The organism is Streptomyces chiangmaiensis (assembly GCF_036281785.1).
Lineage (GTDB): Bacteria > Actinomycetota > Actinomycetes > Streptomycetales > Streptomycetaceae > Streptomyces > Streptomyces chiangmaiensis.
This window is the reverse complement of sequence record NZ_JAYWVC010000016.1, coordinates 14,370-26,644: the sequence shown is the minus strand read 5'-3', so window position 1 is coordinate 26,644 and position 12,275 is coordinate 14,370. Positions and strand designations below refer to the sequence as shown.

The 12,275-nt window shown below is 69.6% G+C and carries 12 protein-coding genes and 1 pseudogene; 3 read left to right on the top strand and 10 right to left on the bottom strand.

What is annotated here, in order from left to right:
* Position 1: 1 nt before the first annotated feature.
* Positions 2 to 850: a menaquinone biosynthetic enzyme MqnA/MqnD family protein gene (locus VXC91_RS07840; RefSeq protein ID WP_329506164.1), complete on the bottom strand. Its 849-nt coding sequence runs from the start codon at positions 848 to 850 to the stop codon at positions 2 to 4.
* A 367-nt stretch (positions 851 to 1,217) separates the two neighbouring features.
* Here VXC91_RS07840 and VXC91_RS07835 point away from each other — a divergent pair, with 367 nt between their 5' ends.
* Positions 1,218 to 1,421, top strand: a complete 204-nt coding sequence (locus VXC91_RS07835; protein ID WP_043442843.1) for a cold-shock protein — start codon at positions 1,218 to 1,220, stop codon at positions 1,419 to 1,421.
* Between the two features lie 320 nt (positions 1,422 to 1,741).
* On the opposite strand, the gene VXC91_RS07830 is transcribed toward VXC91_RS07835, so the two are convergent.
* The 3 genes from VXC91_RS07830 to VXC91_RS07820 all read right to left on the bottom strand — a co-directional run bounded on the left by VXC91_RS07830 (position 1,742) and on the right by VXC91_RS07820 (position 6,178).
* A complete protein-coding gene (locus tag VXC91_RS07830; RefSeq protein ID WP_329506162.1) occupies positions 1,742 to 2,947 on the bottom strand; it encodes a cytochrome P450 in 1,206 nt (401 codons plus the stop codon).
* A 141-nt stretch (positions 2,948 to 3,088) separates the two neighbouring features.
* The gene (locus VXC91_RS07825; protein ID WP_329506160.1) at positions 3,089 to 4,105 is read right to left on the bottom strand and encodes a DUF1259 domain-containing protein; all 1,017 of its coding nucleotides are present in this window, start codon (positions 4,103 to 4,105) and stop codon (positions 3,089 to 3,091) included.
* 138 nt (positions 4,106 to 4,243) lie between these two features.
* Complete coding sequence (locus tag VXC91_RS07820; RefSeq protein WP_329506158.1) at positions 4,244 to 6,178, bottom strand: AMP-dependent synthetase/ligase; 1,935 nt, start codon at positions 6,176 to 6,178, stop codon at positions 4,244 to 4,246.
* Between the two features lie 556 nt (positions 6,179 to 6,734).
* On the opposite strand from VXC91_RS07820, the pseudogene VXC91_RS07815 reads away from it, so the two are divergent.
* Both VXC91_RS07815 and VXC91_RS07810 read left to right on the top strand, forming a co-directional pair.
* A pseudogene (locus VXC91_RS07815) lies at positions 6,735 to 6,983 on the top strand (SDR family oxidoreductase); the annotation flags it as partial.
* Positions 6,984 to 7,040: 57 nt separating this feature from the next.
* Positions 7,041 to 7,850: a MaoC family dehydratase gene (locus VXC91_RS07810; protein ID WP_329506157.1), complete on the top strand. Its 810-nt coding sequence runs from the start codon at positions 7,041 to 7,043 to the stop codon at positions 7,848 to 7,850.
* Between the two features lie 30 nt (positions 7,851 to 7,880).
* On the opposite strand, the gene VXC91_RS07805 is transcribed toward VXC91_RS07810, so the two are convergent.
* From VXC91_RS07805 to VXC91_RS07780, 6 genes are all read right to left on the bottom strand, one after another.
* Complete coding sequence (locus VXC91_RS07805; protein ID WP_329506156.1) at positions 7,881 to 8,564, bottom strand: TetR/AcrR family transcriptional regulator; 684 nt, start codon at positions 8,562 to 8,564, stop codon at positions 7,881 to 7,883.
* A 38-nt stretch (positions 8,565 to 8,602) separates the two neighbouring features.
* A complete protein-coding gene (locus tag VXC91_RS07800) occupies positions 8,603 to 8,902 on the bottom strand; it encodes a DUF4229 domain-containing protein (protein ID WP_329506155.1) in 300 nt (99 codons plus the stop codon).
* Positions 8,903 to 9,036: 134 nt separating this feature from the next.
* The gene (locus VXC91_RS07795; protein WP_329506154.1) at positions 9,037 to 9,561 is read right to left on the bottom strand and encodes a GNAT family N-acetyltransferase; all 525 of its coding nucleotides are present in this window, start codon (positions 9,559 to 9,561) and stop codon (positions 9,037 to 9,039) included.
* 110 nt (positions 9,562 to 9,671) lie between these two features.
* On the bottom strand, positions 9,672 to 10,835 hold the full coding sequence (gene mqnE / locus VXC91_RS07790; protein WP_329506153.1) for an aminofutalosine synthase MqnE: 1,164 nt from the start codon (positions 10,833 to 10,835) through the stop codon (positions 9,672 to 9,674).
* Positions 10,836 to 10,917: 82 nt separating this feature from the next.
* Complete coding sequence (locus tag VXC91_RS07785; protein WP_329506152.1) at positions 10,918 to 11,373, bottom strand: Lrp/AsnC family transcriptional regulator; 456 nt, start codon at positions 11,371 to 11,373, stop codon at positions 10,918 to 10,920.
* 155 nt (positions 11,374 to 11,528) lie between these two features.
* Positions 11,529 to 12,221: a UbiX family flavin prenyltransferase gene (locus VXC91_RS07780; protein ID WP_329506151.1), complete on the bottom strand. Its 693-nt coding sequence runs from the start codon at positions 12,219 to 12,221 to the stop codon at positions 11,529 to 11,531.
* Positions 12,222 to 12,275 lie beyond the last annotated feature (54 nt).

Here is a 12,275-nt window from a genome sequence, read left to right as displayed (position 1 = left end):
CCTACGGCTCCAGGAGCTTCACCTTCACGTCCGACGGGAAGCCGGTCGTCGGGCCGACCCGCCGCGCGAACTCGGCGACGGCCGCCAACTGGGGGGCGCCGAAGCGGAAGTCGAGCGTCGTGAAGTACTGCTCCAGGACCTGCTCGTCGAAGGCCTCCCAACGGGCCGCCTGCTCCGCGACCTTGCCGACCTCGACCAGGGACAGGTTGCGGGAGGCGAGGAAGGCCTCGTGCACCGTGCGAGTGATGACCGGCTCCCGCTCCAGGTACTCGCGCCGTGCGGCCCACACCGCGAAGACGAACGGCAGCCCCGTCCACTCCTTCCACAGCGTGCCGAGGTCGTGCACGGCGAGGCCGTAGCGCGGCCCGTCGAGGAGGTTCGCGCGCAGGGCGGCGTCGCCGATCAGCACCGCCGCCTCGGCCTCCTGCATCATCAGGCTGAGGTCGGGCGGGCAGGTGTAGTAGTCCGGCGCCACGCCGTACCGCTCCGCGAGCAGGAGCTGGGCGAGGCGTACCGAGGTCCGCGAGGTGGAGCCGAGGGCGACCCTGGCGCCGTCCAGCCGGTCCAGGGGCACCTGGGAGACGATCACGCAGGACATCACCGGTCCGTCGCAGCCGACCGCGATGTCGGGGAAGGCGACCAGGTCGTCGGAGTTCTTGAGGAACTCGACGAGGGTGATGGGCCCGATGTCGAGGTCACCCCGCACCAGCTGTTCGCTGAGCTTCTCGGGGGTGTCCTTGGTCAGCTCGAAGTCCAGAAGGGTGCCGGTTCTCGCGAGCCCCCAGTACAGGGGCAGGCAGTTCAGGAACTGGATGTGGCCGACGCGCGGCCGGGTGCGAGAATTGTCCACATCGCGAGACTAGACCCCATGCGGTAGCGTGCTGGCCCCAGGGTCCCCGAACGGCTTCGGAAACCCCCAGGACCGCTGATGTCAACCTCTGGGACTACTATGTGACACAGCGACCGTGACACGGCGACGTCAACCCGCTCACCACCCACTGAAGCATTCGGGTGAAGTGATCTTGACTCTATTGCTTTCGGCTGCCCCCGTGCTAGGCTCGCCGCAAGTTGCAGTTTGGTTTCCTTGCAGTACAGAGCCTGCGGAGCATGTAACCGCGGGCTCTCGTCGTTTTCAGACATATGCAGTTGTGCGGCGCTTCCGTTTTCACACTTGCAGGTTCTGGAGCAGGGCAACCCTTTGGGCCCAAGGAGGGCTTATGGCTACCGGAACCGTGAAGTGGTTCAACGCCGAAAAGGGCTTTGGTTTCATCGCCCAGGAAGGCGGCGGCCCCGACGTCTTCGTCCACTACTCCGCGATCAACGCGAACGGTTTCCGCTCGCTCGAAGAGAACCAGCAGGTGAGCTTCGACGTGACCCAGGGCCCGAAGGGTCCGCAGGCGGAGAACGTCACCGCCATCTGAGTCACCCGTCTCGGAGTTTCGGTCTTCGGTTCCAGGCCTTCGGCTCGTCGAGTCCGATCGCTTCGATCCGGAACGGACAGCAGTACCCAAGGAGCCCCTCGCGCCATTCGGCGCAGGGGGCTCCTGCTTTTCTGGTGCCCGCATGCGTTGCGTGATCCCTGTATGCCATGGAGTCACCGGGGTCGGCGGGACACCCCGCCGCGGCGGGCACCACGGCGCCGCTGCGCTCGGCACGCGTGGCGGGGGCGGCACGTCGGCCCCGCCACGTGGGGCGGTGTCGCCGCGTCCAGCCCCTGATCGGCTGAGGGTCGGCGGCGGCCCTACCAGGCCACAGGCAGCTCGAGCGGGAAGCGGCGGATCGTCTCGGTGTCCCAGGGCACTTCTTCCGCCGGCACCGCGAGCCGCAGGCTCGGGAACCGCTCCACCAGGCGCCCGATGGCCACTTCCAGCTCCGCCATGGCCAGTGGTACGGCGATGCAGCGGTGTCCGCCCCAGCCGAAGGTCATGTGCGGCGCGGGTGGCCGGTCGGGATCGATGAGGTCCGGGTCCAGGTAGCGCTTGGAGTCCCGGTTCGCCGTCAGGTACGACACATGGACGAAGTCACCCGCCCGGATGAGTACGCCGTCGAGCTCCACGTCCTCGAGGGCCACCCGTGGAATGCCGACGCCCTTGCGGAACGGGATGACACGGAGCAGTTCGTTCAGGACGTCCGTCAGGGTCTCCGGCCGGCTCCTGAGGTGCTTCATCAGCTCGGGTCGGGTCAACAGCAGGTAGGAGATGTTGCTGATCTGGCAGGTGGCCGTGTCCTGACCGCTGAGCACCAGCGTCAGCGCCATGACCGCCAGCTCCTGGTCGTCGAACACGTCCTCGCCGTCCTTGGCGGCGGCCAGTGCGCTGATCAGGTCCTTGCCCGGGGAGCGCCGCCGCTGCTGGATCAGATCGCCGAAGTACTCCCGCAGCCGGGCCTTGGCGTTCGCCGCCGTCTCGCGCCCGTCCGGGCCCGTGGCGAGCAGCTGGTGCGCGTACTCCTGCATCCGGGGCCAGTCCTCCCGGGCGATGCCGAGGACGTCGTAGATGGTCTGCTGGGGAAGCCGGTTCGACAGATGGTGGACCAGATCCGCCGGTGGCCCCTGCTCGGCCATCTCGTCGAGCAGGGTGTCCGCGAGCTGGACGATCTTCTGCCGCATCAGCTCCACGTGCCGCTTGGCGAAGCCCTGCGACGCCAGGCGGCGCAGGCGGGTGCTGTGCGGCGGGTCCATCACATTGATCGACTCCGGGGAGACGATGGGCTCCGGTGTCAGCCGCGGATAGTCGAACCCCATGATCCCCGCGCGGCTGAAGCGCTGGTCGGTGGTCACCTGCCGTACGCCCTCGAATCCGGTGACCAGCCAGGCGTCGGCGTCGCCGTACGGCAGCCGGATGCGGGTGATGGATTCGCGAGCCATGAGCGCCGCGAGCGTGGGATCGAACTCCAGCGCCTTGCTGAAGTCGAACGGACAGGTGATTGCCTCGCCTCTTGGGGTCATGGCGCAGTACTCCGTTTCCAGCCGCGTTCGCCGCTGTTTCCATGCATACGCCTTTCCGCGCGGCGCGGCCGTCGGGATACCTCCACACGTGCTATCCGGGCCTGCGCGCACCCGGCAGCGGAGGCGACGAGGGCGGGAGGGTCAGCCGACCGCGCCGGGCACCGGGACCACGTTGGTGGCGTTCACGGCGGCGCGCAGGCCTCGGGCGATCTCGACCGCGTCGCCGACGGCCCAGAAGTGGACGAAGAAGAGCCGGGGTTCGTCCTTCAGACCGTGGTTGTGCACTTCGACGAGTTCGGCACCGGCACGCCTCAGGGCCGTGAGGACGGGCTGGACCTCGTCGGCGATCATGGCACAGTCGCCGCTGAGCGCGGCCCGGCCGCCGCCCAGCGGCTGGAAGTTGAACGCAGTGGTCGAACCGAGGCCCGGCGGCAGCACCATGTGGCCCTCGGTGATGGTCTCCCGGCGGACGAAGGTGTTCTTGTAGATCCCCTCGTCGGTGGAGCCCTTGACCCCCAGCGCGGCATCAATGCCGGCGGTGTCCAGGTCGACGGGCCGCGGCGGGCTGAGGAGCGGCCGGGCCGGGGGCGGGGTGCCGGTACGGTCGAACGCCGCGCGCAGGCCCCGGGCGACGGCCACCGGGTCGTCGCTGTGCGCGTGGACGTGGATCCACCAGATGTCGGGGGACTGGGACAGCAGGTGCTTGTGGATCGCGGTCTGCTCGATCCCGCGCTCCTGCAGCACGTCGAGGAACGGCTGCATCTCGTTCTCGGTGACCACCACGTCGCCCATCAGCAGCGTGCCCCCGTCGGTGTAACGAACGAAGGACACGTGCGACCCCAGGGCGAGCGCCGGTTTGACGACGACGCCGTGCGAGACCAGCCTGAGGTCCAGGCGCGGCAGGCCCGTGTGGTACATCAGGCCGCGCTTCATGTCGCCCGGCCGGCCCAGCGCGTCGGCGACGCCCTTCCAGTCCGACAGAGCGGTGCGCACCGGCACGACCGGCTCGTGGTGCTTGTCCTGCGTCACTCCGGTGGACTGGGCGCACGCGGGGGCCGTCACGGCCAGCATGGGCGTCAGAGCGGCCGCGGCCAGTACGTGCCGCCGCGGCGTGACCGCGCGCGGGCCGGGGTCCTGCTGTCGGTCGTCAGCCATCATGTGAGCCTCCTGACCGGATGGAAGCACGAAGGTCCCCGGACGGCCGCCGGCAGCGCCAGTCCTACGGCCAGGTGGGGTAATCAGCCGTCGGCAATCGGGTGATGTCGCCGGGCGGCTCGGGTCGTGGGCCCGGGCCCGCTACCTGTACAGCTCGTCCACCTGCGCGGCGAAGTCCCGCATGATGGCCGTCCGGCGCAGTTTCATCGACGGGGTCAGATGGCCGGCCTTTTCCGTGAAGTCCACGGGGAGTACGGCGAAGCGGCGGATGGACTCCGGGCGGGAGACCAGCTTGTTGGCCTCGTCCACCGCACGCTGCAGGACGGCGAGCAACTCCGGGTCGTCCACCAGGAGTTCCACCGGAACCGGGTGCTTGCCGTTCATCTGGCGCCAGTGGACGATGCCCTCCGGGTCCAGGGTGATCAGGGCGCTCACATAGGGGCGGCGGTCACCGAGGACCAGGCACTGGGAGATGAGGGGGTGGGACCGCAGCCAGTTCTCCAGGGGCGCCGGGGCCACGTTCTTTCCCCCGGCCGTGATCAGGATCTCCTTCTTCCGGCCGGTGATCATCAGATAGCCCTGGTCGTCCAAGCGGCCGATGTCGCCCGTCGGGAGCCAGCCGTCCGGCGTGGACGGAACCACCCCTCCCGCGTGGGGATCCCAGTAGCCGCGGAACACCTGGCCACCGGACAGCAGCACCTCACCGTCCGCCGCGATGCGCACCTTTGTGCCGGGCAGTGGCCAACCCACCGTGCCCAGCCGGGGTTTGAGCGGGGGTGTCACCGTCGCCGCGCCGGTCGTCTCCGTCAGGCCGTACCCCTCGTAGATCTCTATGCCCGCACCCGCGTAGAACGCCGCCAGTTCCCGGCTCAAAGGGGAACCGCCGCAGATGACATGGCGGACACGGCCGCCGAGGGCGTTACGGATCCGGCGGTAGACGAGCGGGTCGTAGAAGGCACGGGCTGCCTTCAGAGCCCCGCTCGGCCCTCGGCCCGAGCCGTGCCGGCGGGCCACCATGGCCTCGCCGTAGCGACGGGCCACGCTTGCCGCACGGTCGAACAACGACGCCCGGCCACCCCGCTCGGCCGTCGCCCGCGCGTTGTTGAAGACCTTCTCCAGCATGTACGGGATGGCCAGCAGGAAGGTCGGCTTGAAGCTCGCCATGTCGGCGATCAGATCCTGTGCCTGCAGGCTCGGCGCATGGCCGAGGCGCACCCGCGCACGGATGCAGGCGACCGCCACCATGCGGCCGAAGACGTGCGACAACGGCAGGAACAGCAGCGTGGACGGCTCGCCGTTGATCTTCGCCTTGAACACCGGGTGAAGGAGCTCGATCGCGTTGTCGACCTCCGCCAGGAAGTTGCCGTGCGACAGCGTGCAGCCCTTGGGGCGGCCCGTGGTGCCCGAGGTGTAGACGAGCGTGGCCAGCGTGTCCGGGCCGAGCATGCCCCGGCGTACGGAGACCTCCTGGTCCGGCACCGTGTCACCGAGTTCGGCCAGGCGCTCGACGTGCCCCTTCTCCATCACCCACAGGTGATGCAGATCGGGCAGCAGGCTGCGTTCCGGGCCGATGGCCGCCGCCTGCCCGGCCGTCTCCGTCACCAGGGCCACCGCGCCGGAGTCCTGGAGGATCCAGCGGGTCTGGAAGACCGAGGAGGTGGGGTAGACGGGGACCGTGACCAGGCCCGCCGCCCATGCCGCGAAGTCGAGCAGCGTCCACTCGTACGTGGTGCGGGCCATGATCGCGATCCGGTCGCCCGGCATCAGGCCCTCGGCGATCAGCCCCTTCGCCACGGCCAGTACCTGGTCAGCGAACTGAACCGCCGTCACATCCGTCCAGCCACCGTCCGGGTCGCGGCGGCTGAGGACCGGTTGACCGGGCATCGCGGTCGCGTTCTCGAACGGCACGTCGGCGAGCGAGCCGTGGGTGACCGGCGGCACCAGTGGGGGTACGTATGCCTCCCGCACCTCGCCGTTCAGCCGCCGTGTCTCCGGCACCACGAGCACGGGACCGCCGTCGTGGTCGAGATCGGCCGGGGCGGTGAGAACAGGCGTGGTCGAGTACGAGATGGGCATGGGGCAGCTCCTGGGGACTGCAGCTGTGTACTGCTCTGCTGCATGAGTACGCAATATGCGCGTGGAGACGTTCAGCGGTCGGCGCGGCTCGCTGTTACCGCTGGTTGGAACCGCGATGCTACGTGTCCTTCGTGGGGAGTCTGTGCGGGTTCCGGGATGGTACAGGGCCGGGGCTGTGCAGCCTCCTCCCCATGACCGTCAGGCGCGTTCGAGAACGGCCGCGACTGCCTGTCCTCCGGCCGCGCACCGGCGCAGGGGCCGTCGGAGCGGGCGAAGGGGATGCGGCTGCCGCCCACGACGGCGACGCGCCGCAGCTGCGTGTCGGTGGCAGAACTGCTCATCTCGACCTGCTCCTCATGCCCGACAGGGGCTTACCCTGGGTAACCTCACTCCAGAGCAAGAGAAATGAACGGACAAGCAAGCTGGGAGCTGGACCATGGCCGACCGCTGTCTGCGCTTCACGACGACCGCACCCGGTCGGTTCCTCACCCGGCGGCTCGGGCAGCCGGTGACGCTGCATCGCTGGTCCGCCGAACGCCCCACCCCGGCCGGCCCGTTGGCGCCCCGGGCATCGGCTGAGCACGGGGTGACGGTCGACGCGGTCGCGCCGGGATCCATCGAGACGAAGGTGACCGCGGCGATTCCGCTGTTCGTCCGGGAAGCGGGGCGCCGGAAGAACTCGCTGCGGCAGGGCGGTCTGCCAGGAGATGTGGCGGAGGCGGTGGCCTGGCTGTCAAGGCCCGGATCGGACGCGGTGAACGGGCAGGTCGTATGGGTCTGCGGGCAGAGCCTGCTCGGGGCGTAGCGCTCTGCCCGTGATCGCCGTACGACCCCCTTCGTTCCGCAGTCCCGGAGACCACACATGCTGCTTCCCGTCCTCCTGCGCGGCGCTCTCCTTGCACCCTTCAAGCGCCCCGGGCCCGATGCCGCCTTCCCCCGCGACCGACTCGTGCTGCCCGGGGTGCGGATCGAGCCCGCCCGCCTCGCCGCGTACGAGCGTGTCTGCGGGTTTCCCGGCGGGGCCGACGCGTTGCCGGTCACCTGTCCCCAGGTCCTCGGCTTTCCGCTCGCCATGCGGATCATGGCGAGTCGGCAGTTCCCCCTCCCCCTGCTCGGGCTGGTGCACACGTCCATCGAGATCACCCAGCGGGAGGCGCTCGCCCCGGACGGCGCGTACGACATAGAAGTGCGGACCGAGAAGCTCCTGCCCCATCGGCGCGGCACCGAGGCCGTCGTCGTCACCGAGGTGCGTACCACGGACCGGATCGTGTGGGAGTCGACCAGCACGTATCTCGCCCGCCACCGCACCGCCCTCCCGGCCGAGGCGTCGCCGTCCGCCCCGCGCCCGCTCCCCGCGTCGGCCGAGTGGCGGCTCGCCGGGGACATCGGGCGGCGGTACGCGGCGGTCTCGGGGGACCGGAACCCCATTCATCTCCATGCCCTCACCGCCCGCGTCTTCGGCTTCCCGCGCGCCATCGCGCACGGCATGTGGACCGTCGCCCGATGCCTGGCCGAGCAGCCGACCCCCGCCGCGGTACATGTACGCGTGCAGTTCAGGGCGCCGGTACTGCTGCCGGGCACCGTGACGTACGCGGCCGACGGCGGGCGATTCGAACTGCGCGGCGGGGAGAGGCTCCATCTCACCGGCGAGACACGACGACTCGACGGCTGAGGGCCCCGCGCGAACAACAGGGGACGAGGCCTAGTCGGGCTCCGGGGGTGACCAGGAGCGGCCCTCCATGAGGTTGCCGAGGCCCGCCCAGGCGAAGTTCATCAACGTCGCGGCGGCCTGACGGGCGGAGACGCCGGGGGTGGCGTTGGCCCAGGCGGCGAGCGACTCGGCGGCGCCGACCAGGGCCTCCGCGAGCCCGGCGATCTCGCGCTCGGGCAAACCGGAACCCCGGTGGCCCGGGTTTCCCCCGTCGTTCGAGCAGGGGCTGCCCCCGTCGCGGGCGGCGGCGGCAATGAGCTGGGTCACCAACGCGACGATGTCCTCGCGCATCGCGGTGACCTCGGCGGCGAAGGACTCGCCGTGCGTGCGGGCGCGGAGGTGCAGGATCGACCAGCCGTCCGGGTTCTGCGCGGTGTGCGTGAAGAACGCGCACAGACCTTCCCAGAGTTGGCGGTCCGCGCTGAACCCGGGCCGGACGCCGGCGCGTACGGCCTCGGTGAGCGCCGCGGCCTCGCGGCGGATGCAGGCGGTGAAGAGTTCGTCCTTGGAGTTCAGGTAGAGATACACCAACGGCTTGGACACGCCCGCCAGTTCGGCGATCTCGTCCATCGACGCGGCCATGTAGCCACGCCGGCCGAAGGTCTGTACGGCGGCGTCCAGCATCTGCCGTTCACGGACCGCCCGCGGCATCCGCTTGGTCTTCACGGAACCCATGGGGCAAGAGTACGTTCAGCCCCGCGGGCCGGACCGGCCTAGGACGTCTGGCCCTGCTTCCTGACGGCGTCTTCGTCCAGGTCCTCCTGTGCGCGGTTGGCCTCGAGATTGGCCTTCATGCGGTCCACCCGCCCGACGACCTCCACGGAGGCCCGGTCGCGCTCCCCCCGCAGGACGACGAAGCTGATCGGGGCCGATACCACCAGGGCGAGCAGCACGATCCAGATGCCGTTGGAGTCGCCGAGGCCGCGCGGGACGATGCCCGAGTAGACGAGGCCCCAGACAACCACGAGGCAGCCCGCGAAGATGCCGAGGCGCATCAGTGTGTAGCGGAGCATCTGAATCCACTCTTCCGTTCCATGGGGGGGTCTCCCTGTTCGAGCGATGCCGACGACTCGGTGGAACCTCCCGAAGGGCATCCTCCAGTGAAGCACGCCGGGCACCCGATCTTGCACGGGGGTGCGCGGGCTGCTCAGACCAGCGGCAGCAGCATGATGACGTCGTCGCGCTCGTCACCGGGCGCCACCCGGATCGCCCCCGGCACTCGGCCAACCTCCTTGTAGCCGCAGGAGCTGTAGAAGCGCTCCAGACCGTGGCCGCCCCGACAGGTGAGCCGTATCGCCTCGATCCCCTCCAGACCGCGGGCCGCGTCCGCGGCGGCGGCCAGCAGATCGCGCCCGTACCCCTTGCCCTGGTGCCGCGGGTGCACCATCACGGTGTAGAGCCACACCCAGTGCCTCATCAGCCGGTGGGTGTTGAAGGTGAGGAACGCGGTGGCCGCCACCTGTCCGTCCTCGTCGTGCCCCGCCAGCAGCCGGGTGCGCCCCTCGCTCATCGCCGCGAGGTGCTTCACGAGCTCCGGGCGTATCTCCTCGCGTGTGACCGGCGGCACGAAACCCACGGAACCACCGGCGTTGGACACGTCCGACCACAGGTCGAGGACGCCGTCACGAAGGACGGGGGTCATGGCCGGATCGAGCGTGAATGTAAGGGGCATGGACGGAGAGTTTATTACCAGCGCGGGGGCTCAAGGCTTTTCGATGTCCGCTGCGCCACACCGACGAGCCCCGGCCTGGGCCAGGGCTCGGTCGGGGTTACCGGAGCGGGTCAGACGCGCATGGGCTGCGGCTCGTCCCGCCGGGCCGGGTCCGGGCCCTCGTACTCGCGGATGATCTCGTAGCGCGTGTTCCGCTCGACCGGCCGGAAGCCGGCGTCGCGGATCAGGTCGAGCAGATCCTCACGGGTCAGCTTGTTCGGCGTGCCGAAGTTGTCGGCGTCGTGCGTGATCTTGTACTCGACGACCGAGCCGTCCATGTCGTCGGCACCGTGCTGAAGGGCCAGCTGCGCGGTCTGGACGCCGTGCATGACCCAGAACACCTTCACATGCGGGACGTTGTCGAACAGCAGGCGCGAGACGGCGAAGGTCTTGAGCGCCTCGGCACCCGTCGCCATCTGTGTCCGCGCCTGAAGCCGGTTGCGGATCTTGCCGTCCTTCATGTCCACGAAGTCGTGCTGGTAGCGCAGTGGGATGAAGACCTGGAAACCTCCGGTCTCGTCCTGGAGTTCACGCAGCCTCAGGACGTGGTCCACACGGTGCCGCGGCTCCTCGATGTGGCCGTACAGCATGGTGGACGGGGTCTTCAGACCCTTCTCGTGCGCCAGGCGGTGGATGCGCGACCAGTCCTCCCAGTGGGTCCTGTGGTCGACGATGTGCTGCCGGACCTCCCAGTCGAAGATCTCGGCGCCGCCGCCGGTCAGCGACTCCAGACCGGCATCGATCAGCTCGTCCAGGATCTCGGAGGCCGAGAGGCCGGAGATGGTCTCGAAGTGGTGGATCTCCGTCGCCGTGAACGCCTTCAGGGAGACGTTCGGCAGCGCGGCCTTCAGCTCGCGCAGCGAACGCGGGTAGTAGCGCCACGGCAGGTTCGGATGGAGGCCGTTGACGATGTGCAGCTCGGTGAGGTTCTCCGACTCCATCGCCTTGGCGAGCCGGACGGCCTCCTCGATGCGCATCGTGTACGCGTCCTTCTCGCCGGGCTTGCGCTGGAAGGAGCAGTAGGCGCAGGACGCGGTGCACACGTTCGTCATGTTGAGGTGGCGGTTGACGTTGAAGTGGACCACGTCGCCGTTCTTACGGGTCCGCACCTCGTGCGCGAGACCGCCGAGCCAGGCCAGGTCGTCCGACGCGTACAGCGCGATGCCGTCCTCGCGGGTCAGCCGCTCACCGGCCCGGACCTTGTCCTCCAGCTCCCGCTTGAGCCCGACATCCATGCTTCTGCCTCTCCCTCGACGAACCACCCAACGGTACCCCCGGCCCTTCGGGCGGCCGGTGCCCCCATACGGTGCCGCGCGCCTAGCGTTGCTCGGGCAGCTCGCCCACCCGGTTCTCCCACTTCGTGGACAGCACGATGGTCGTACGGGTACGGGAGACTCCCTTGGTGCCGGACAGCCGGCGGATCGTCTTCTCCAGGCCGTCCACGTCCGTCGCGCGCACCTTGAGCATGAACGAGTCGTCGCCGGCGATGAACCAGCAGTCCTCGATCTCCTGAAGGTCCTTCAGCCGGTACGCCACGTCCTCGTGGTCGGCGGCGTCGGAGAGGGAGATGCCGATCAGGGCGGTGACGCCGAGGCCGAGAGAGGCGGCGTCGACCGTGGCGCGGTAGCCGGTGATGACACCGGCCGCCTCCAGGCGGTTGATACGGTCGGTGACACTGGGCCCGGAGAGGCCCACGAGCCGGCCGAGCTCGGCGTAGGAGGCCCTGCCGTTCTCGCGCAGGGCCTGGATGAGCTGCCTGTCAACGGCATCCATAGATCCGAAGCCTTTCATTGTTCGGCGTTACCGCAAGTTTACGTATAGAAATCAAGGCGCGCAGGGCTGGACCCCTGAGAATCTCTCATACGACGCGCGACGGGCCGACGTCCCGGCGCGCCACCGGGAAACGCTCCCCCCCACCGCTCGGACCCCTACTCGTCGGGCCGAGAGCCACCCCCGAGCTCTCCCTGCCAGCGGCGGTACAGCCGGTGTGGCACCCCCGCCGCGTCCAGCAGTCGCCCCGCGACGAAGTCGACGAGGTCCTGAATGTGCGTGGCGCCCGCGTAGAACGCCGGCGAGGCGGGCACCACGACAGCGCCCGCCTCGTCCAGCGCCACGAGCTGCCTGAGGGTCTGCCCGCTGAGCGGGGTCTCCCGCACGGCGACGACCAGCGGCCGTCGCTCCTTGAGCGTGACGCTCGCGGACCGCTGGAGCAGGTCCTTCGAGAGCCCGAGCGCCACGCCCGCCACACAGGCCGTGGACGCCGGCACGATCAGCATCCCCTTGGCGGGGTAGGACCCGGAGGACGGCCCGGCGGCCAGATCGCCCGCGCTCCAGTGCCGCACGCGGTCGCCCTCGACGTCGACCGCGAACGTCCCGGGCTTGCCGTCGGCGCCCGCGCCCAGCCACTCCCGCAGGTCGTCCCGCCAGTGCGCGTCCCGGAAGGCGATGCCCGTCTCGTCGAGCAGAGTGAGTCGCGAGGCACGGGAGACGACCAGATCGACGCTCTCGCCCGCGGCAAGGAGAGCACGCAGCACGGCGGCGGCATACGGGGTGCCGGAGGCGCCGGACACCCCTACGATCCAAGGCGTACGCGGCGTCTCTCCTGGCTTGACTGGGTTCACGGCACCGAGCCTATCCGGCCCCGCGGTGCGGTAACCGGCCAAGGGGGCCCGGCT

Excerpts from the sequence above, each read along its gene's own strand:
- mqnE (WP_329506153.1), bottom strand. The coding sequence starts at position 10,835 with ATGGATGTCGGGCTCAAGCGGGAGCTGGAGGACAAGGTCCGGGCCGGT.
- VXC91_RS07835 (WP_043442843.1), top strand. The coding sequence starts at position 1,218 with ATGGCTACCGGAACCGTGAAGTGGTTCAACGCCGAAAAGGGCTTTGGT.
- VXC91_RS07810 (WP_329506157.1), top strand. The coding sequence starts at position 7,041 with ATGCTGCTTCCCGTCCTCCTGCGCGGCGCTCTCCTTGCACCCTTCAAG.
- VXC91_RS07795 (WP_329506154.1), bottom strand. The coding sequence starts at position 9,561 with ATGCCCCTTACATTCACGCTCGATCCGGCCATGACCCCCGTCCTTCGT.
- VXC91_RS07830 (WP_329506162.1), bottom strand. The coding sequence starts at position 2,947 with ATGACCCCAAGAGGCGAGGCAATCACCTGTCCGTTCGACTTCAGCAAG.
- VXC91_RS07805 (WP_329506156.1), bottom strand. The coding sequence starts at position 8,564 with ATGGGTTCCGTGAAGACCAAGCGGATGCCGCGGGCGGTCCGTGAACGG.
- VXC91_RS07820 (WP_329506158.1), bottom strand. The coding sequence starts at position 6,178 with ATGCCCATCTCGTACTCGACCACGCCTGTTCTCACCGCCCCGGCCGAT.
- VXC91_RS07825 (WP_329506160.1), bottom strand. The coding sequence starts at position 4,105 with ATGATGGCTGACGACCGACAGCAGGACCCCGGCCCGCGCGCGGTCACG.
- VXC91_RS07800 (WP_329506155.1), bottom strand. The coding sequence starts at position 8,902 with ATGCTCCGCTACACACTGATGCGCCTCGGCATCTTCGCGGGCTGCCTC.
- VXC91_RS07785 (WP_329506152.1), bottom strand. The coding sequence starts at position 11,373 with ATGGATGCCGTTGACAGGCAGCTCATCCAGGCCCTGCGCGAGAACGGC.